The organism is Aristaeella hokkaidonensis, assembly GCF_018128945.1.
GTDB classification, from domain to species: domain Bacteria; phylum Bacillota; class Clostridia; order Christensenellales; family Aristaeellaceae; genus Aristaeella; species Aristaeella hokkaidonensis.
This window is the reverse complement of sequence record NZ_CP068393.1, coordinates 487,281-506,730: the sequence shown is the minus strand read 5'-3', so window position 1 is coordinate 506,730 and position 19,450 is coordinate 487,281. Positions and strand designations below refer to the sequence as shown.

Annotated in this window: 24 protein-coding genes; 19 read left to right on the top strand and 5 right to left on the bottom strand. The window is 54.1% G+C overall.

Annotated elements, in window-relative coordinates; all coding sequences use genetic code 11:
• Positions 1-10: 10 nt before the first annotated feature.
• The 4 genes from JYE49_RS02360 to JYE49_RS02345 all read left to right on the top strand — a co-directional run bounded on the left by JYE49_RS02360 (position 11) and on the right by JYE49_RS02345 (position 2,599).
• The gene (locus JYE49_RS02360) at positions 11-673 is read left to right on the top strand and encodes a peptidoglycan-binding domain-containing protein (RefSeq protein WP_093955878.1); all 663 of its coding nucleotides are present in this window, start codon (positions 11-13) and stop codon (positions 671-673) included.
• 141 nt (positions 674-814) lie between these two features.
• Positions 815-1,180, top strand: coding sequence for a GntR family transcriptional regulator (locus JYE49_RS02355; protein WP_093955877.1), 366 nt, complete (start codon positions 815-817; stop codon positions 1,178-1,180).
• Positions 1,173-1,877 (top strand): ABC transporter ATP-binding protein, encoded by a 705-nt coding sequence (locus JYE49_RS02350; protein ID WP_093955876.1) that lies wholly within the window; start codon positions 1,173-1,175, stop codon positions 1,875-1,877. Before JYE49_RS02355 ends, JYE49_RS02350 begins: the two co-directional genes overlap by 8 nt.
• Positions 1,877-2,599: a hypothetical protein gene (locus tag JYE49_RS02345; RefSeq protein ID WP_093955875.1), complete on the top strand. Its 723-nt coding sequence runs from the start codon at positions 1,877-1,879 to the stop codon at positions 2,597-2,599. The genes JYE49_RS02350 and JYE49_RS02345 overlap by 1 nt, the downstream gene beginning before the upstream one ends.
• Before the next feature lie 57 nt (positions 2,600-2,656).
• Here the strand turns inward: JYE49_RS02345 and JYE49_RS02340 are convergent, their stop codons facing one another.
• A complete protein-coding gene (locus tag JYE49_RS02340; protein WP_093955874.1) occupies positions 2,657-3,487 on the bottom strand; it encodes a GNAT family N-acetyltransferase in 831 nt (276 codons plus the stop codon).
• Positions 3,488-3,505: 18 nt separating this feature from the next.
• Positions 3,506-4,330, bottom strand: a complete 825-nt coding sequence (locus JYE49_RS02335; protein WP_093955873.1) for a hypothetical protein — start codon at positions 4,328-4,330, stop codon at positions 3,506-3,508.
• 165 nt (positions 4,331-4,495) lie between these two features.
• On the opposite strand from JYE49_RS02335, the gene JYE49_RS02330 reads away from it, so the two are divergent.
• Genes JYE49_RS02330 through JYE49_RS02315 form a run of 4 tightly spaced genes read left to right on the top strand, consistent with a single transcriptional unit; the run spans position 4,496 to position 7,948 of the window.
• Positions 4,496-5,380: a DMT family transporter gene (locus tag JYE49_RS02330; RefSeq protein ID WP_093955872.1), complete on the top strand. Its 885-nt coding sequence runs from the start codon at positions 4,496-4,498 to the stop codon at positions 5,378-5,380.
• The gene (locus JYE49_RS02325; protein WP_093955871.1) at positions 5,377-6,489 is read left to right on the top strand and encodes a hypothetical protein; all 1,113 of its coding nucleotides are present in this window, start codon (positions 5,377-5,379) and stop codon (positions 6,487-6,489) included. Before JYE49_RS02330 ends, JYE49_RS02325 begins: the two co-directional genes overlap by 4 nt.
• A 37-nt stretch (positions 6,490-6,526) precedes the next feature.
• A complete protein-coding gene (locus tag JYE49_RS02320) occupies positions 6,527-7,285 on the top strand; it encodes a TSUP family transporter (RefSeq protein WP_093955870.1) in 759 nt (252 codons plus the stop codon).
• Between the two features lie 15 nt (positions 7,286-7,300).
• The gene (locus JYE49_RS02315) at positions 7,301-7,948 is read left to right on the top strand and encodes an AraC family transcriptional regulator (protein WP_093955869.1); all 648 of its coding nucleotides are present in this window, start codon (positions 7,301-7,303) and stop codon (positions 7,946-7,948) included.
• On the opposite strand, the gene JYE49_RS02310 is transcribed toward JYE49_RS02315, so the two are convergent.
• On the bottom strand, positions 7,912-8,301 hold the full coding sequence (locus JYE49_RS02310) for a cupin domain-containing protein (RefSeq protein ID WP_093955868.1): 390 nt from the start codon (positions 8,299-8,301) through the stop codon (positions 7,912-7,914). The two genes, JYE49_RS02315 and JYE49_RS02310, sit on opposite strands and share 37 nt — an antisense overlap.
• Positions 8,302-8,531: 230 nt before the next feature.
• On the opposite strand from JYE49_RS02310, the gene JYE49_RS02305 reads away from it, so the two are divergent.
• Positions 8,532-9,206: a hypothetical protein gene (locus JYE49_RS02305; RefSeq protein WP_093955867.1), complete on the top strand. Its 675-nt coding sequence runs from the start codon at positions 8,532-8,534 to the stop codon at positions 9,204-9,206.
• A gap of 33 nt (positions 9,207-9,239) precedes the next feature.
• Positions 9,240-10,007 (top strand): carbon-nitrogen hydrolase family protein, encoded by a 768-nt coding sequence (locus tag JYE49_RS02300; RefSeq protein ID WP_093955866.1) that lies wholly within the window; start codon positions 9,240-9,242, stop codon positions 10,005-10,007.
• A gap of 29 nt (positions 10,008-10,036) precedes the next feature.
• On the opposite strand, the gene JYE49_RS02295 is transcribed toward JYE49_RS02300, so the two are convergent.
• On the bottom strand, positions 10,037-10,789 hold the full coding sequence (locus JYE49_RS02295; RefSeq protein WP_093955865.1) for a nucleoside phosphorylase: 753 nt from the start codon (positions 10,787-10,789) through the stop codon (positions 10,037-10,039).
• A 265-nt stretch (positions 10,790-11,054) separates the two neighbouring features.
• On the opposite strand from JYE49_RS02295, the gene JYE49_RS02290 reads away from it, so the two are divergent.
• Entirely contained in the window at positions 11,055-12,236 is a 1,182-nt protein-coding gene (locus JYE49_RS02290; RefSeq protein ID WP_143754422.1) for a peptidoglycan-binding domain-containing protein, read from the top strand.
• 66 nt (positions 12,237-12,302) lie between these two features.
• On the opposite strand, the gene JYE49_RS02285 is transcribed toward JYE49_RS02290, so the two are convergent.
• On the bottom strand, positions 12,303-13,115 hold the full coding sequence (locus tag JYE49_RS02285) for a DUF2238 domain-containing protein (protein WP_093955863.1): 813 nt from the start codon (positions 13,113-13,115) through the stop codon (positions 12,303-12,305).
• A gap of 198 nt (positions 13,116-13,313) precedes the next feature.
• On the opposite strand from JYE49_RS02285, the gene JYE49_RS02280 reads away from it, so the two are divergent.
• The 8 genes from JYE49_RS02280 (at position 13,314) to JYE49_RS02245 (ending at position 19,442) form a co-directional block, all read left to right on the top strand.
• Positions 13,314-13,904, top strand: a complete 591-nt coding sequence (locus JYE49_RS02280) for a GNAT family N-acetyltransferase (RefSeq protein WP_093955862.1) — start codon at positions 13,314-13,316, stop codon at positions 13,902-13,904.
• Entirely contained in the window at positions 13,898-14,368 is a 471-nt protein-coding gene (locus tag JYE49_RS02275) for a GNAT family N-acetyltransferase (RefSeq protein WP_283399280.1), read from the top strand. The genes JYE49_RS02280 and JYE49_RS02275 overlap by 7 nt, the downstream gene beginning before the upstream one ends.
• A 4-nt stretch (positions 14,369-14,372) precedes the next feature.
• Complete coding sequence (locus tag JYE49_RS02270) at positions 14,373-14,873, top strand: methylated-DNA--[protein]-cysteine S-methyltransferase (RefSeq protein WP_093955861.1); 501 nt, start codon at positions 14,373-14,375, stop codon at positions 14,871-14,873.
• Positions 14,874-14,897: 24 nt separating this feature from the next.
• Positions 14,898-15,368: a GNAT family N-acetyltransferase gene (locus JYE49_RS02265; RefSeq protein ID WP_093955860.1), complete on the top strand. Its 471-nt coding sequence runs from the start codon at positions 14,898-14,900 to the stop codon at positions 15,366-15,368.
• A 28-nt stretch (positions 15,369-15,396) separates the two neighbouring features.
• Entirely contained in the window at positions 15,397-15,849 is a 453-nt protein-coding gene (locus JYE49_RS02260; protein ID WP_093955859.1) for a GNAT family N-acetyltransferase, read from the top strand.
• A gap of 14 nt (positions 15,850-15,863) precedes the next feature.
• Complete coding sequence (locus tag JYE49_RS02255; protein WP_093955858.1) at positions 15,864-16,331, top strand: VanZ family protein; 468 nt, start codon at positions 15,864-15,866, stop codon at positions 16,329-16,331.
• Between the two features lie 124 nt (positions 16,332-16,455).
• Positions 16,456-17,871, top strand: coding sequence for a family 43 glycosylhydrolase (locus JYE49_RS02250; protein WP_093955857.1), 1,416 nt, complete (start codon positions 16,456-16,458; stop codon positions 17,869-17,871).
• 221 nt (positions 17,872-18,092) lie between these two features.
• Complete coding sequence (locus JYE49_RS02245; RefSeq protein WP_283399279.1) at positions 18,093-19,442, top strand: CCA tRNA nucleotidyltransferase; 1,350 nt, start codon at positions 18,093-18,095, stop codon at positions 19,440-19,442.
• Positions 19,443-19,450: the final 8 nt, after the last annotated feature.

Sequence of the window (19,450 nt, the reverse complement as noted above, 5' to 3'; positions counted from 1 at the left end):
GGAACGCAGAATGATGAAAAAACAGCTTCTCAGCCTGTTTCTGATTTTTGTGCTTCTGCTTTCTGTCTGTACCGTTTCCTATGCTGTGAAACCCGCCACCCTTTCCCTCAATTCCACAGGCGACAATGTGAAGTCCCTGCAGAAATCCCTGATTTCCCTGGGATACCTGAAAGGAAAGGCGGATGGTGTGTTCGGGTCCAAAACTGAGGAAGCCGTCAAAAAGTTCCAGAAAGCAAACGACCTGACCGTGGACGGCCTGGCCGGTGCGGATACGCAGGGTGCAATCAACGCAGTGCTGAAAAAGAAGAACAACGCTTCCACTTCAAAACAGGTTACCCCGAAAACCACTGAAAAGCTCCCTGCCGTATTGAAATCGATCCTGCCGGAAATTGCAACCGGCGGGCGGGATCCGGTGTTCGGCGGAGATTACTCCACCCTGTGCAACGGCTCTGTGGGCAACCGGGTCAAAACCGTTCAGACCATCCTGATCGCCATGGGCTACCTGGGCGGCTCCGCAGACGGCATTTACGGCACCAACACCGAGAATGCCGTCCGTAAATACCAGGAGGCTTCCGGCATGAGTTCCACGGACGGCATTGCCGGGCCCCTGACGCTGGCCAATCTGTACCTGTACGCCACCAGTCCGGAATCCGGGCTCAGCCAGTATAAGTGATCCACCTTCCTTCCATATTTTTCCCCTTTTCGCACGGGCAGCATACGTCCGTGCAATCTTTTTTGCCCAGGGGTTGACAAGCAGCGAGTCATAGTGTACTATCTACCTCGTACACTAAGTCACTGCTGAAGGAGGATGGCTATGGACTTTGATCCCATGAGCCCCATCTGGCTGCAGGTAGTCAACCGGATCAAGAGTTCGATTGTTACCGGTACGATCGGCCCGGGGGAAAAGCTGCCCGGCGGAAGAGACCTGGCCTTGCAGTTCTCCATCAACCCGAATACAGCGGCAAGAGTTTATCAGGAGCTGGAACGCGAGGGATTGTGTGAAACCCGCCGCGGCATGGGCACCTATGTCACGGAAAACAGGGAAACCATCTCAGCCCTGCGTGCACAGATGGCTTCCGAAGCGGCGGATCGCTTTTTCCGCGATCTGGCCGCGCTGGGGATGGATCATGATGACGCGATCCGGTTCCTGAATGAAAGGAAGGATACAGATCATGCTTGAGAGCAAGGAATTGACCAAGAAATACGGCGTCAAAACCGCCGTTGACTGTGTGTCTTTGTCCATGGAGCCCGGGCATATTTACGCGATGCTGGGGCCGAATGGCAGCGGCAAAACCACCTGGATGAAGATGGCAGCAGGCCTGGTGAAGCCCACTTCCGGCACAGTCTTTTTCAACGGAACACCCGTTGGAATCGAAAGCCGCAAAGACGTAGCCTATATGTCCACAGAACCTTATTTCTACGACTGGATGAACATCGAAGCCGCCGGAAAGTACTATCAGGATTTCTTTGAAGATTTCTCCATGTCCAGTTTCCTGCGCATACTTCATGATATGGGCCTGAATGAAAAGGATAAAATCAGGACCCTCTCCAGCGGTATGGTGGCAAAAATGAAGATTGCCCTGACCCTGGCCAGGGACGCAAAGGTCTATATGCTGGACGAGCCTTTCAACGGCATTGACCTGCTGGCCCGGGATGAAATCCGCTCCGCAATTCTCAACGCGGCTGTCCCGGAAAAACTGCTCCTCCTGTCCAGCCATCTGGTGGAAGAGATGGAAGCAATTGCGGACCGGGCTGTGTTCATTCGCAGCGGCCGCCTGATTGAAGTCAGGGATCTGGAAGAAATGCGGGAAGTGGACGGCGTCTCTATGGCGGACCGCTACCGCGCTATCTTCGGTCACGGGGAGGTGCAGGCATAATGCTTCGGCTTTTGAAATATGAATTCAGGAAAACCCTCTTCCCGAAACTGGTTCTTCTCGCACTGCTCGTCATTTTTGAAGGCATCTTCCTCTATGGCTACTGGACCGGCAACAACTCAACCGTCACCCTGGGTCTGTCCCTGTTCCTGTTCACCTTCCTTTGCGGCTTGCTGGCGATCGGTATCATAAGCCTGGTCACTCTGCATAAGGATATGAACACCCGTCAGGGATACATGCTGTTCATGACGCCCAACAGCACCTACCGGATTCTCGGAGCCAAGGTGGCGGAGAACGGCCTTTCCATGCTGGGCATCGGTGCCGTCGGACTGGGCATCTGCCTCCTGAACTTTTCACTGATCAAGCAGGAACTGGAGTTTATCACCTCATTCCTGAAGAATTTCGGCATCGGTCTCATGCCGACGTTTCCGCACCTGTCAGCGCTGCTTGTCTATATCATCTGCGATATCCTGTGCAGCGTGACCACCGCCTACCTGGCGGATGTGATTTGCTCTTCCCTGCTGAACGGACAAAAGGGCAGCATGGTCATCACTTTCGTGCTGTTCGCCCTGCTCAACTTCGGTATTCAGAAGATTATGGGTCTCGTGCCCGCTTCCCTGGATATTGTTGTGATGTTCCTGCTTCAGGGTGCCATCGCACTGGTCCTCGCCACTGTGATGTATATCATCACGGCCCGGCTGATGGACCTGTACCTGAGTGTTTAATCTCATTCTGCAGAACAGCAGAGGGTGCGCTTCATGCGCACCCTCTTTTTCATACTTTTATGCTTCCGGAATATTCCAGAAGGCTGAAACAGTATTCCGCCCCTCCGTTTTCGTAAAGCCCATGGATTCATACAGCCGGATTGCCGGGACATTGTCCGTATTCACGTCCAGCTCCATACCGCCGGATTCGTTCATTTCAATGGCTTTTGCAAGCAGTTTCCTGCCCCATCCTTTGCCGCGGCATTCTTCCGCTACCAGTATGTCCCACACATAATTGGGGTTCTTTGGCCAGGTCACGTCTATGTATCCGACCACCCGCTGATCCTCCACAGCTATGAACACCCGGTAAAATTCCGATTCTTCCGCGATTCTCTCACCGGTCCAGTACATATCCTTGTTATGAAGGGCAAAGTACTGCTCCTTCCTGGATTCGCTTAGCAGCTCAATTCCTTCGGTATCCACAGCCGGCGGATTTCCGGTCAGTTTCATGAACTGCTGTTCCGGATCAAGTTCCGCTCCTTTCCGTTTCAGAAGGTCTGTCAGCAGGTCATTGGCCGGATTGAATACAAAATCAGCTTCAAATCCCGGAAAACATTCCTGCAGGTATTCTGCCATAACTTCGTATGCTTCTCCGGAGCGGGAAAAGCCGGCCAGCATTTCCATGTACCGGTCATCCTTCAGGACGCTGAAAACAAACAGACCCTGCTGTACCCCGTCTTCCAGGATACCCAGCACCAGCTTTTCAGGATCATCCACCGCCCGTATAATTTTATTTTCATATGCTTCCGGCGTAGCAATTGTAGGATTGGCAAACCGCGGATCACTGTTGACTTCCTTAATAAAGTCCGTCCAGGATTCCAGGTTTTTGATTACTTCTGTCTGCATCATAATTCTCTTCTTCTCTGATTATTTCCTGGCGGGCAGGATCCATGTCACCGTAACATAACGCTGTTCCGGCACTTTTTTAAAGCCAACGGATTCGAACAGGTTCACCTCCGCGGTATCTTCGTTCGCCAGCACCATCATTCCATTGGGCCTGTTCATCTCCAGGGCCTTTGTCAGCATTTTCCGGCTCCATTCCGCTTCCCGGGCAGGATCCTTCACTTGCAGGTTGAACACCTCATTTTCACCCATCTTGCAGGTCACGTCCAGATAGCCTGCCACGGATCCGTTTTCAACGCCAATGAGCACGCGGAACTTGTCCGCCTCGATTACTTTGTCCCCGGTCCAGAACACGTCCCGGGTATGCATAGCAAGGTACTGTTCATGATAGCGTTCAGAAAGCACTTCCACACCCTTGGTATCGATGGTGGGGCAGTTGCCGGAAAACACCATCCTGACCTGTACCGGATCAAACGCTGCGCCCTTCCGGATCAGCAAGTCCGTCAGCAGGCGGTTGGCCGGGTTGAATACGAAATCTGCCTGATAACCGGCGTACTCCTTCTGCATGTATTCAATTACTGCTTCATAAGCTTCCGCACTGCGGCAGACGTCCACCTTCATCTCAACATTCTGGTCATCCGGACTGACAATGAATACGAACAGTCCTGCCGGCTCGTCATCCTGAAACACTCCAATCACGGTCTGTCCCGGGCGGTTCACTGCCATCAGCAGGTTGCGTTCAAAGTAATAAGGTGTGCAGATACACGGGCTGGCCAACTCCGGATCGCTGTTTACTTCCCGGATAAAATCCATCCAGGGCTCCAGGTCTTTTATTTTCTCTACATGCATGGAGATAACTCCGTTTCATCAGATTGTCAGAGCTGATTCTAACATATACCTTCTGCCTTGTCATGTAAAATCCACGTTACCTCTTGTCCTTTGGGGCGCGGTATAGTAAACTGACGCGAACCCTTTTTTGAATGAATATCAAGAACGGAAAGAGCGTAGGATCAGATGCGTAAACCGGATGAAGCCGGAAAAAACCGGCGGGCTGTACTGTTTGTTTTCCTGGCCTCCGTGTGCTTCAGCACGGGCGGCCTGTTCATCAAGCTTGTCCCCTGGTCCGCGCTGGCCATCAACGGAGCCCGGAACCTGATCAGTGCCGCCGTTATCGGCCTTTATTTGTTGATCACCCGCCGCCGGATTATCTTCAACCGCCGGGTACTGATCGGCGCCCTTTCCATGATCGGCGTAACCACGCTTTTCGCCATTGCCAATAAACTGACCACCGCTGCCAACACCATAGTCCTTCAGTTCACCGCGCCGGTATTCGTCATCCTGTTCATGGCCCTGCTCTACCGGCAGAAACCCGGCCGGGTGGATCTGATCACCTGCTTCCTGGTGCTGCTGGGCGTGGTGCTGTTCTTTGTGGACGGCATCCAGGCCGGCAACCTGACCGGCAACATCGTCGCAATCCTGTCCGGCGTCTGCTATGCCGGTGTGTTCATGATGAATACCGGCAAGGACGCGGATGCCATCTCCTCCTGCTTCCTTGGCCAGCTGACCGCCGGTCTTGTGATGACACCCTTGTGCTTTGGAGAAACAGACTTCTCCCTGCCGACCCTGGCAGCCATCGTAGCCCTGGGCGTTGTGCAGGTAGGCGGCGCCTATATTCTCTTCTCCATCGGTATTCAGCGCACTCCGGCTGTCACCGCCAGCCTGATCACCGGCATGGAGCCCATCATGAATCCCCTGCTGGTTGCTGCCTTCTATGGAGAGAAAGTCTCAGCCCTGGCCATTACCGGAGCCGTCATTGTGGTCTGCTCCATCCTGGCCTATAACGTCTGGCTGGCGCGGCAAAAGAGCGGCACGCCGGATATGAAGGAGGCCCGTGAATGATGTACGAAGAAAAGCAATTCTCCTGTTATCTGTATGATCAGATGGAGGATGAACAGGAAGCCCTCCATCCGGATAATCCGCGGAACTTCATGGACTCCCTTTCTCCGCTGATCTCCGCCATTGTCTCCCGGGAAGCCGGAACCATTTTGTACGAAGATCTTGCCGACCAGTTCGGCAGTGATTATATCGACCGCATGATCCGGTGCGGCGTCCTCCGCCGGGAAGGACAGCATGTATACCTGGACACACCCGTATTCCTGGAATCGGACGCCTCCGTGCTGGCGGAGCACTTTGCCTCCGCCGCTGGTAAAATCGCCGATCTCATCGTCTCCTGCAAGCAGCCGCTTTATGAGCTGGCCGGAAAGATTAACAACGGCTTTTCTCCCGAGCGGAACCTGTATCACCTGCTCTGCGGCTGGAGTATGGACGGTGCTATGATCGACAGGCTCATTCAGGAGGATATCATTTCCGAAGGACGTCCCCACCCCACAGGCCTGGATTACCTGCTGATCCTCTATGAAAAGAGCCCTGCCCTGGATGTTTTTTCAGACAGGCTGCTTTGTTCCTTTAACCGGTGTGTGCAGGAAGACTGTGCCCTTGAATCCTTTGGCGACGCAGATGGAAACCGTCTGGACTGCTTCCGTTATTTCCGCCTGAAGGAGCAGGATAAGCTGACCCCTGCTTTCGATTCCATCCATGAGGCAATGAAAGGCCTGTCCGCAGCGGACCTTACACAGGCTGCCAGGCTCCTGGCTTCCGGGCAGGAAGCAGAGGTCCGAGCCGTCCGGGCGCTGGAAGCCTTTGGTTATGTCCGGAACGGAAAGCCCTGCGTCCCCGTCTTCAGGCCGGAGCATGACGTCATCTTCTACGCCATCGAGGAACTGCTGGAAAAGATCCTGTTCAAACCCATCGCTGATGTATTTGAGGGGATACGCGATCTGCGGATCACGCCCTCCCTGCACCGGGTTCCCCTGAAGGAAACAGCCAATGAATGCTGGCACATCCTTTTCGGCAGTATCAATGAAGCCCTGGTGAACAAAGGATTTGTTGCCCCTCCCGAAACCCGTCCTGGCGAAGGCCGCTATCTGCAGTGTATCGCGCTCAGCTGATTGAGCCTTTTTTGATTAATCTCTCAGGAGGCGTCCCGTGACCCTGACTCCCTTATCTTTTCTGATCGTCTGTCCTCTGCTTTTCCTGGCCGGATTTGTTGATTCCATCGGTGGCGGCGGCGGGCTGATCTCGCTCCCGGCTTATCTGCTGGCCGGCCTGCCTGTCCATCAGGCTATTGCGACCAACAAACTGTCCTCCACCTGCGGCACCAGTCTGTCCACGGGCCGTTTCCTGCGTCACGGGCTCATCAACCTGAAGCTGGCCGTTCCTGCCGCACTGGCAGCTTTCGCGGGCTCCACCCTGGGTGCGCAGCTTTCCCTGCTCGTCAGCGAGAACGTGATGAAGTATATCCTTTTTGCCGTCCTGCCCGTTGCGGCTTTCTTTGTGCTGAACCGGCACCTGTTCACGGATAAAGGCGGCGACGCAGTGGCGGATCGCCGGACCATGATCATCTGTGTTGCTGCCGCCCTCCTCATCGGCGCCTACGATGGCTTCTACGGTCCCGGAACCGGCACCTTCCTGATCATTGCCTTTACGGTTTTTGCCCGGATGTCCGTTTCCTCCGCCAACGCCCAGGCCAAGGTCATCAATCTCACCTCCAACATCACCTCCCTCGTAGTTTTCCTGCTGAACGGCCAGGTGGTATTCCTGCTCGGGCTTGCCGGCGCCCTTTGCAACATGGCCGGCAACTGGCTTGGCTCCGGCCTGGCGCTGAACAAGGGTACCAGAATCGTCCGCCCGGTTATCCTGGGCGTTCTGCTGCTCCTGTTCCTGAAGATCATCATCGGTTTCTGATCCGGAGGCGGTAATATGGAGAAGCAATCCGAAGGCATCACTTACAGGAAGGCCAATGACCGGATGGAAATCGTCCGGTACCGGAACTGGACTAAATCCTATGCGCCCCATACCCACACTTCCCATCTGACCCTTGGATACGTGGAGGAAGGAAAAATCCGGCTTATTGTCAATGACCAAAGCCGGATTTGCGAAAAAGGAGACAGCTTTCGGATTCCGCCGGACACCCTCCATGAGATCAATGCCGTGGACGGCAAGCCTTATTCCATGATGGTACTCTGTATCCTCACAGAGCCGGAGAAAACAGATATGGATCTGCAGGAAATCCGCACCGCCCTCCTGGAGCAGCCGGAAAACCTGTATCTGATTCAGGAGATGGCTAAGGACGCCCACATCAGCCCATACTATATGATTCGCCGCTTCCGGAAGGCTTTCGGCCTGACCCCGCATCAGTTTCAGATCCAATGCCGGGTAAGGAAAGCCCAGAAGCTGCTGGAAGAAGAAAAAAGCATCTCCCGGGTGACTTATGACGCAGGTTTTTCCGATCAAAGCCACCTTGACAGATGCTTTCACAAGCTGGTGGGACTGACTCCCGCTCAGTACCAGGACGCGGCCCGGGAAGAATCTCAGCAGAGTGCCGGGAAGAATTTGGCAAACAAATAAAGTCCCTGCGAGCCTGCCTGTACCTCATGGTGCACTTTTGCCGGCAGGATAGCAATCACACCCGGTGCATAGCGCTGGCTGTATCCGTCATTGACGCAGATGCCTTCTCCGGCAATCACTTCATGGGTTTCCAGCTGCGTTTCGTGGATATGATCGCCGATTTGCTTATACGGCGCGATCCGGACCAGGTGATAGCTGAATGCCCCGTCCGTATCTTTGGCAGTAATAATGTGTTTGAGTTCCACACCCTCGAACACGGGATGCGCGGACCAGGGAATCCGGTCAAAAGGAATGATCCGGTCCTCCTGGCACAGATGTCCGGCATTGAAGGCTTCAAAGGTTTCATGGTTCATAGGGTTACCTCCTTCCTGTTTTACAGGAAGAGAATACCCAAATCCAAGGGTCAGATCTTGTATAAAATTGCTCAAACCAGATCAACTGGCAGTATATATAATTATGAATTATGAATTGTGAATTGTGAATTGATATCCGTTGCCGCTTTTAATTATCTTCTAATGCAGAAGATGGAAAACAATGCTATTATCACTTCTATCATTTCACATCATCGGGAGGAAACTGCAAAATGGAAACGCAGGTCAGCAGGAAAACCGGTATCCGGTTCCTGGAATATGCATTGATCGCCTTTGCCGGTCTCGGCCTTGAAGTGCTGCTTTGGATTGTACTGGAACCCATGCTCTACGGCTGTCCGTCAAATGAATGGTCAACCTTCCAGAATATTTCCCACTGGATTCTCACCTGTATCTGCTGGGGAGCAGTCTTTTTCTTCCTTGCAAAACAGGCGAAGAAAGAATGCGGATATGATCTGTTTGCCCCGCAGGAAAAAGTTAAGCCCTGGCAGTGGGCTGTGGTTGCGGTCCTGTTTGTCCTGATGCTTGTTTACTCCTGGTATGACTGGAACGGATCCAAAGTAGTTAAAGAATTCCGCTATAACGGCTGGCTGAAGTTTATCTTCCAGTATATCTATTATGTGTTTGAAACCGGCCTTGTGTATCTGCTCATCGTCTTTGGGCAGAAAGCCTTCGAAGCCTGTTTCCATCAGGGGAACAGGACAATGATTCCCTACGGCGGCCTGCTGGCCGGGCTGACCTGGGGGCTGGCCCATATTCTTACCAAAGGCAGCGTAACCGGCGGTCTGGCTTTGCTGCTCGTCAGCGTCTTCTACGGCCTCACCTGGCTGCTGCTCAACCGGGATATCAGGAAGGCATTTCCGGTACTGTTCCTTATGTTTGTCCTGTAATATCCGGAAGGAGCCTGAAGAAAGGAGCTTCGGATGAGAATCGGTGCTTATCAGTTTCCGGTGACCGGAAACATCACGGAAAACATGTCCCATATACTGGACGCGGTTTCCCGGGCCTCCCGGGAAGGCGTTGAGTTGCTTGTTTTCCCGGAGTGCGCTGTGACCGGCTATCCGCCCCTGGCACTTCCCTCTCCTGCGGAGATCGATGAAGAGCGGAAAAACGAGGCTCATACACAGCTTCAGAAAGCCGCCATACAGAACCGGATGCATCTCATCGCAGGTACAATCATCCGCCGGGGATCCTCCTTTTATAACGCGGCCCTGTGCTTTGCACCCGACGGCACCGTCACGGAATATGACAAACGCGCCCTCTGGGGCTGGGATCAGGAGAACTTTACCCCAGGAACCCGGGACGGTATCCTGCAGGCCGGAACGCTGAAGATCGGGATCCGGATCTGCTTTGAGGTACGTTTTCCGGAATATTTCCGGGAGCTGTACCGGGCAAAGACCGACCTGAACGTGATCCTGTTTTCTGATACTGCCGCCCAGGCGGATCCGGACCGGTATGACCTGATCCGGGCACACATCCGGACCCGGGCGGTAGAGAATGTCTGTCCGGTTCTTGCTGTTAACAATGCAGCGTCTTTCCAGACGGCGCCCACTGTGCTGTTTGACGCATCCGGCAAAGCCCTGTGTGAACTGGAACCTGAAAAGGAAGGGCTGCTGATATACGATTTTGAAAAGAAAGAGCCCAGCTTTGGCGAGCTCGGCCGGAAAACCATATCTGACACTCTTTTATAAGAAAAAAAGGAGACGATCCGTCTCCTTTTTTACAACAGCTTTTGGGCAATTTCCAGTGCCAGGTAAAAATGTTTCAGCGTATGATTGGCTTCCCGCAGGCCCTCCGCTGTATATTCTTCAGCGTCCAGCACGTCGCCGGTAATCAGGTAATTGTACAGCGAGAATCCGTGGAAACTGCATACCGCCTGTACCCCTGCCAGTTCCATATCCACCGCCAGACAGCCTTCCTGCTGCCGCAGGGCTGTCTGGTTTTTCGTCTCCCTGTACAGGGCGTCCGTCGTCCAGACACGTCCCTGCACATAAGGCTGCTTCAGTTCCTCAAACACCTGTGAAACCAGTTCCGCGCCGGGGATACGGATATAATCCGAAGGCGCCGCGTAATGATAGGACATACCCTCGTCCCGGTATGCCTCGGAAGGAACCACATACTTTCCTGCGGTCGCGTCCTTGTTCAGGTTCCCTGCGGAACCGAACATCACAAACTTCGTGGCGCCGGTCATGTGATGGCACTCGATCACGTCCGTTCCGGCTCCTGCCGCGCCTACGTGGGTCAGGTAAAAGCCGATCTTCCGGTCATTGACCGTCAGCAGATAGATCGGGGTAATCCCGTTGCAGGCATGAATTGCCGCCACCTGTTCGTGCGGAAAGGTCTCCAGCACATGGGAAAAGATCACATGGGAAAAGGTGATGATGCAGACGTCGCACAGATGCTGCGCCTCACCGTAAAAATCTCCGGGAGAAATGATTGCCGGGCTGTCCGGATCAAAGGAATGAATAATCATCTTTCCGCTCCTTCGTCATCAGTTCATCTTTCCGGATAATATACCACAGCATGCTTGTTTCAGGAAGACAGAATTGCCGTTTTTTGCTTCCTGTTGTCTGCCTGTATCGGTCAAACCGGAACAAATCCCCCTTTGGAATCGTTTATATATATGGAAGCTGATTCGGCCGGTTCCCCTCTCCCCCGTGAATACAGCCGATGTTTCCGATTGCCCGCGTGTTCATGGAATGCGCAATGGAACCCGGATATACAGAAAGGAATGCATCATGAAAAAGCAAACGAAATTGATCATACTGGCTGTGATTGCGGCACTGTGCCTGCTGCTGGCAGGCTGCCACAACTCAGCAGATGAAACAAATAACAACTATCAGGGTACGCCTGGGCAGTTTGCCACGGTTCCGCCGGCACAGCCCCAGGTCATCTTCCCGGATACGACGGACGTCAGCCAGCAGCCTACGGAAACTCCCGAACCCGAACCCACTGATTATGTGGAGCCCACCTCCGGCACAGACCAGGCCTTTACCGATGACTCCAACGGCTGGATAGACCTGACTGCGGCGTCCACTCCTCAGCCTCTGGGCAGTGAAAGCACCCCTGTTCCGGATTACTTTAACACCTCCGGCCCCATCATCACCACTAACTCCACCTCAACCCCCGTACCGGCCGACGCCCCCTCTCCCACTCCCAAGAGCCTGCAGAAGGGCTTTACTGACAGCGATGCTGTGCGCGAGGTGCAGAAGCGCCTGAAGGAGCTGGGATACTACAAAGGATCCGCGGACGGAGATTTCGGTCCTGCAACAGAGAAAGCCGTTATCGCTTTCCAGAAGGATCACGGTCTGACCGCGGACGGCAAGGTCGGGGAAAAGACCCTGTCCAAGCTGAACAGTTCGAATACTTCCTCCGCCAAGGAATCTTCCTCCTCTTCTTCGAAGGAATCGAAAGCCACTGCAGTCCCGAAGGTGTCTGAAAACACTTACCTGGAGCAGGGCAAATCAGGCAAGCAGGTCAAAACCATGCAGAACCGCCTGATCGAGCTGGGCTGGCTGTCCGGCTCTGCTTCCGGAACCTACGATGACGCGACCGAAGCAGCCGTCATCGCATTCCAGAAGAAAGCCAAGCTTTGGGCGGACGGCAAGGCTGGCCCGAAAACCCTGGAAGCCCTGTACTCCTCCAACGCGCCTACCAGTTCGAAGCCTGCCTCTGGCAGTGGTGAAACCCTGGAGCGCGGCAGCAAGGGCAGCGAAGTGAAAAAGCTGCAGAACCGCCTGAAGGATCTTGGCTATCTGGAGGGCAGCGTCGACGGTGATTTCGGTGAACAAACCGAAGCGGCGGTCATTGCTTTCCAGGAAAACAACGGCCTGACCGCGGACGGCAAAGCCGGCACCGCCACCCAGAATAAGATCTACAATGACGCAGCAAAGAAAAAGAACGCGGTATCTGAAGATTAAAGCAATTGATAACTGAAACACAAATAAACTCAGGCTGCCTTTGCCGGCAGCCTGAGTTCTTTGTATTCATTCCGTTTTTTCCGGATTCTCTTCATCTGTCAGTACCCGGGGAATGAACCTGGGTGCAAACTTTCCTTTCCCCTTTTTCTTCACAAAACAGTATCCGATAATGGAAAACACCACCGCGCCCACCATATTCACCAGCAGGTCCTTCATAGTGTCATGAATACCTAAGTCAAGGTATCCGCCGACTCCCAGCGGTTGGATGCTTCCGTCCGAATGGATCACCGCCACGTCCGCGATGTCTTTCACCTGGATTGCAATGTTGTTCTGGGTTTCATCCAGGGTTACGGAGTTGAATTCCTGGATCACGGTATCCTTCTGCATATCCAGCACAAAGAGCCGGTCACCCGCGTATTCATAAAACTCCCACAGTACGCCGATAGTCATGGAAAAGCAGAATGCCACAATCGCCAGGAAAACCGGAGACAGCCGGAGGGAGACCCGCTCATGCCGGTTCAGCATATCCACCAGCGCAAAGCCGATAGCCGCGAAGCAGAATCCGTTGATCGTATGCAGCACCGTATCCCAGTGGGGCACGCGCACATAGAACTTGTTGATTTCCCCCAGGATCGTCGCCGCGAAGATGAAGATCAGCAGGAATATCTCCAGGGTGCTCGGCAGCTCAATCCGCAGCTTTCTGGACAGGATGCTGGGAAGGAACAGCAGGAAGAAGGTAACCGCCGCGATAAAAACCGATTCATAATCCCCGCGGAGGATGGAAAGCACCGCTGTCAGCGCAACCAGGATACGCAGTACCAGAAACACGATGACCGTTCCCCTGTGGCTGTACCAGACCCTTTTGCCCGATTGTTTCATACGTTCTTCCTCCGTTCTGAACCGGCCTGACGGCAGACTCCGCCAAAACCTCTCTGTTCTATTAAACGACTGACTCCGTCATTTGTGACAGCCATCCCTGTTTTTGTATTGTTTTTATTCCGGTTGACGGCACACGTTTCCGTCTGCTATCATGATCGCTAAATACACGGGAAAAAGAACAGAAGCGGAGGCGGCGCCATGATTATCAAAGAGACAGAATATACCATGAAGAACGGCAGGCAGGTGCTGATCCGCAGTCCGCGGGAGGAAGATATCCAGGGCATTCTTGATTACCTGTATCAGACCGCCTGTGAAACGGAGTTCCTCCTCCGCTATCCCGAGGAATGCAGTCAGTATACTCCGGAGTCTGAAAAAGTTTATCTGGAAAGGATCAATGCTTCTGAAACAGAAGCCTTCCTGACCGCCCTGGCGGACGGGAAAGTGGTTGGTACCGCCCAGATCCGCTGGTCCACAAACCTCAAGCTGAAGCACCGTGCCAGTGTCGGAATCGCGCTGGTGAAGGATTACTGGAACCAGGGAATCGGTACCGTCATGATGCAGGAGATGATCCGTATCGCGGAAGCCAATCCGGACATCCTGCAGGTTGAACTGGACTTTATCGAGGGAAACGCCCGTGCCCGGGCCCTGTATGAGAAGATGGGCTTCCGGATTACCGGCGTCAGGCCCAATGCCATCCGCCTGAAGGACGGTACCCTGCTGTGCAGGACAAGGGGACGGTTCTTTTGTCTTGTTCATGAATCAACAAAAGGAAGGAAATCACCATGCTGAACGTCCGACGCGCTGAATCGCGGGATATCCCCGCCATCCTGGATCTGCTGGTCCAGGTGGATATGGTGCATCACAACGGTCGGCCGGATCTGTTCAAAGGCCCGGCAACCAAATACAATGCCGCTGAGCTGGAAAAGATCCTGGAGGATGAAGAAACGCCGGTTTTCGTCTGCTCAGATGAAGATGACCGGGTATTGGGGCATGGGTTCTGCATCATGCAGCATTCCGGCGGCCAGCTGCTGGTGGAGCATACCACCGTCTATATTGATGACATCTGCGTGAACGAGTCTGCCCGCGGCCGGGGTGTCGGCCGGGCGCTGTATGATCATATTCTTGCCTTTGCCCGGGAAAAGGGTGCCTATAACATAACCCTGAACGTCTGGAGCTGCAATCCCGGTGCCATGGCGTTCTATGAAAAGCTGGGGCTTGTTCCCTATAAAGTCGGGATGGAAAAGATCCTGTAAGGCAATGGACTGCACACATCATTATGAATCCCCCTTGGGCGGCATTACCCTGGCCGGAGACGAAATCGGCCTGACCGGCCTGTGGTTTGACGGACAGGCTCATTTTGCCGCGACCCTTTCTGCGGATCATCAGCCCAAAATGCTGCCCGTTTTTACGGAAGCGGAACAATGGCTGGATCGTTATTTCAGCGGAAAGATTCCGGATTTCACGCCCGCACTGAATCTGCGGGGCACCCCTTTCCGCCGCCTTGTCTGGGAGTTCCTGCTCACCATTCCCTACGGACGGACCGTCACTTACGGAGAAATCGCTTCCAGGCTTGCGGCACGGACAGGACGTCCTGTGTCTGCCCGGGCTGTCGGCGGAGCCGTCGGACACAACCCGGTTTCCCTGATCGTTCCCTGCCACCGGGTAACAGGCGCTGGCGGCAGCCTGACCGGATATGCCGGTGGGCTGGACCGGAAAACCTGGCTGCTGCAGCTGGAGAAACAAAACTCCTGCGGATAATAAAAGACTGGAGATAAAACCATCATGTATACAATTAAAAAGCTTGGCATTGAAAGCATTGATGCCGTTCTTGCCCTGGAAAAGCTGTGTTTTCCCGTGCCTGACCGCTGGAAGGAAGAAGACTGGCGCAGGCTGCTGGAAAGGGATCGGGATACCTATTACGCCATGACAGATGGCGGCAAACTGATCGGCAATGTGTTTATCTGCAACTGGCTGGGCGAGTACGACTACGTCAAAATCATGAATGTTTCCGTTCATCCGGATTACCGGGGCCAGGGCATTGCGTCCCAACTGCTGAACCGGGTCACCGAAGACATGACCAGGCTTGGCATGTACCGTTTCTGCGGTGAAACAAGATCCACCAACATAGCCATGCAGAAGGCTTTTGAGTCCTGCGGCTATAAGCTGGACCGGATTGAGGAGCATTACTTCCAGGATCCTGATGAAAGCGCCTGGAAATATGTGCTGAGCATTCAGCCTCCGGCCGGAAACTGACACAATAACATACAGGAGTTGATCCATCATGTACACAATTAAACGTCTTGGCTTTGAAAGCCTTGATTCCATCCTTTCCCTTGAGGAAAGCTGTTTCCCTGCCCCGGACCGGTGGAAGCTGGCGGACTGGAAGGAACTGCTGGAAGACGAAAGAGCCGTCTATTACGCCATGACCGACGGGGATAAACTGATCGGCAATGTCTTCATCTATAACTGGAAGGGTGAATATGATTACGTCAAAATCATGAACGTCTCTGTTCATCCGGACTACCGTAACCAGGGCGTCGCTTTCCGGTTGCTGAACCGGGTCACTGAGGACATGAAAAACGACGGCATGTACCTCTTCCGCGGAGAAACCCGCTCCACTAACACTGCCATGCAGAAGGCCTTTGAGTCCTGCGGCTATAAGCTGGACCGGGTGGAGGAAGGATATTTCCACGATCCGGAGGAACCCGCCTGGAAATACCTTCTGAGCCTTTGACAAAGGAGTTCTCAATGAATACCATTCTTGATTTTGTCTATAACCATAACGGCCTCATCGTGCTCCTCTGGATGCTGCTGACCGCCGTACTGCTGTTCAGGCGGCTGGACGCCGCGAACCGGATCCTGCAGGGGTTCACCCTGGTTCTTTGGCTGGCGGCAACAGCGTTTCTCACCTTTTTCGAGCGGTCGCCCGTCATGGATGTGCGTTATAATCTCATTCCTTTTCAGGAAGACAGTATCTATAACGTCAAAAGCAACGTCCTTCTCTTTATACCGCTCGTTCCCGCGCTGTGTGCCCTTTTCAGCAGGCTGAAGGTTCGTACCGCCTTGATTGCCGGCATCCTGGCTTCCCTGGCTGTCGAACTGGTTCAGCTCGTCAGCCATCGCGGGATCTGCGATATCGACGATCTTTTGGAGAACAGCCTGGGCGTCCTCATCGGCGCCGTGTTTCTTCTTCTCATCCGGAAACTGCGCAAATAATCTTTGGAGGCAGGACCCCCGCCTCCTTTTTTTGTCCCCTTGAACCCCTTGATTTGTCTGATGATTTTCCCTTTCCCCTGATATATAATAATCAGCAGGAAATGGATACAGGAGGACGTCCAATATGCAGGCTTTCAATCCCTATCTTCCCGGATGGGAATACATTCCCGACGGCGAACCACACGTGTTCAACGGACGGGTTTATGTTTACGGTTCCCATGACCGGTTTAACGGTCACGTTTTCTGTCTGAATGACTACGTCTGCTGGTCCGCCCCGGTGGATAACCTGGCGGACTGGCGGTATGAAGGCGTCATCTATAAAAAGACGGATGACCCGGACAACCGGGAAGGCAAAGCCTGCCTTTACGCCCCGGATGTCACCCAGGGACCTGACGGCCGCTATTACCTCTATTATGTGCTGGATAAACAGAGCCGTGTCGCCGTCGCAGTCTGCGACACACCCGCCGGCAAGTATGAATTCTACGGCCACGTGCATGATCAGGAAGGCGGCCTGCTGGGCAACCGGCCCGGGGATGAACCCCAGTTCGATCCCGGCGTTATTACAGAAGGCAGCACAACCTGGCTGTACACCGGTTTCTGTTCTCCCATGGATGCTTCACGCCACGGCCCCATGTGCACAAAGCTGGCGGCGGACATGCTGACTATTGAGCAGGAGCCCGTCTTCCTTATGCCCAGCCGTCCTTACAGCGCCGGTTCCGGTTATGAAGGCCATGAATTCTTCGAAGCCTCCTCCATCCGGAAGTTCGGAGACCTGTATTACTTTGTCTATTCTTCCATCGTCATGCATGAACTGGCCTATGCCGTCAGCAGGTATCCGGATCATGGTTTTGAGTTCAGGGGCGTCATCGTCAGCAACAACGATATCGGCATCAGCAGTTATAAACCCGCCAATAAGCCCATGTACTACGGCGGCAACAACCACGGCGGCCTGGTGCAGATGAATGGAAAAACCTATATCTTCTATCACCGCCAGACCAACGGCACCACCTACAGCCGCCAGGGTATGGCAGAAGAAGTGACCCTCCTGCCGGACGGCACCATCGCCCAGGTGGAGATGACCTCCTGCGGGCTGAACGGCGGCCCGCTGGAAGGCCGTGGCACCTATCCTGCCTATATTGCCTGCAACCTGTTCACGGATAAGGAAGCTGTCTATACCGGCGGCTACGGCGGCGGAGTCTGGACGGACGGCTGTTTCCCCCGCATCACCCAGGACGGCAAAGACGGCGACGAGGAACAGGCCTATATCATGAATATGCTCAACAGCGCCACCTGCGGCTTCAAATACTTTGACTGCAAGGGCGTAAAGTCCGTCACCATCGAGGTCCGTGGCTACTGCTCCGGTGCCTTCGAAGTGAAAACCTCCTGGGACGGTCCCGCTCTGGCTACGATCCCGGTGGAATTCACCAACGTCTGGACCGAATACACCGCCGATGTCGCCATTCCCGACGGCATCAACGCCCTCTACTTCACCTACACCGGTCCTGGTTCCGCAGCCCTTCATAGTTTCACACTTCAATAATGCAGATGGCTGCGGAAACTCTTCACTCATCACTTCACTGCCGAAAGCCTCGCTTTCGGCAGTTTCTTCACTCTTCACTCATCACTACATATACTTGAGCAATTATGCTTTAGAATGCTATAATAATCTCTGACTCAAATAGCATGTAGGCTTTCACTAATAATTCTGAATTCTGAATTCTGAATTCTGAATTAATAATTGTGAATTATGAATTTTGAATTATGAATTATGAATTGACTCTTCCTGCTCCCGTTTCCACCCTGTTAAGCCGGCTGAAAGAATCCGGCTTCTCTGCGTATGTCGTCGGCGGCTGTGTCCGGGATGCGCTTCTTGGCATAGCTCCCCATGACTGGGATATCTGCACCTCCGCCATTCCGGAACAGATGCAGGAAGTTTTTCATGATCTGCACACCGTGGAAACCGGCCTGAAGCACGGTACCCTGACCGTGGTGGTGGACCATGAGCCTTATGAAGTAACCACCTTCCGGGTGGACGGAGATTATACCGATCACCGTCATCCGGATTCCGTCTGTTTTGTGGACAACCTGACTGAGGACCTTGCCCGGCGGGACTTCACCGTCAACGCCATGGCCTGGTCTCCCGATACCGGACTCGCCGATCCTTTCAACGGACAGCAGGATCTCGCGGACAACCTGATCCGCTGCGTCGGCGAAGCGGAAAAGCGTTTTGACGAGGATGCCCTGCGTATTCTCCGCGCCCTGCGTTTTGCCTCTGTCTATGACTTTGCGATCGAACCTGCCACCTCCGCCGCCCTGCGGAAGATGGCACCTGATCTTTCCCGTGTCGCCGGAGAGCGGATCCGGGAGGAGCTGCTGAAGCTGCTCTGCGGCAAGGCTGCCGGACGGATCCTCCGGGAATACCCGGAAGTGCTGGCAGAGATCGTTCCGGAAATCCGGCCCATGATCGGCTACGACCAGCAGAATCATCATCACAGCTATGATCTTTGGGAGCACACCGTCCGCGGGATTGAAGGCGTTCCGGCCGAACCCATCCTGCGTCTCACCATGCTCCTGCATGATACCGGCAAAATCGCTGCCCGCACCACAGATGAAAAGGGTGAAGGGCATTACAAAGGGCACCAGAAGTATTCAGAACAGATTGCCCGGAAAACCGCCGAAGCCCTGCATCTGGATAACGCATCCCGGGAACGGCTGTGCAACCTGGTACTGCACCATGATATTCCCCTGCGCACAGAAAGCGGGGCCATCAATACGGATCGTTCCTTCCTCCTGCGGCGGCTGAACCGCTTCGGGGAAGAAGATCTCCGCACGCTCTTCCTCATCCATCGTTCCGACCGGGTCGCCACCGGCTATACCACACAGGAGCGGGAGGATGCCCGGCTGAAGGAGCGCATGGCCGCCCTGGACGCCCTCCTGGCAGAGCAGCCCTGCTTCACCCTGAAAGACCTGGCGGTCAATGGCCGGGATCTGATTGCCGCCGGGCTGAAAGGCAAAGCTGTCGGCGAAGCCCTGCAGGCGCTGCTGGAGGCTGTCATGGATGGCAAAGTACCGAATGAGAAAGACGCCCTTCTGTCTGAAATCAGGAAATAACCTGACAA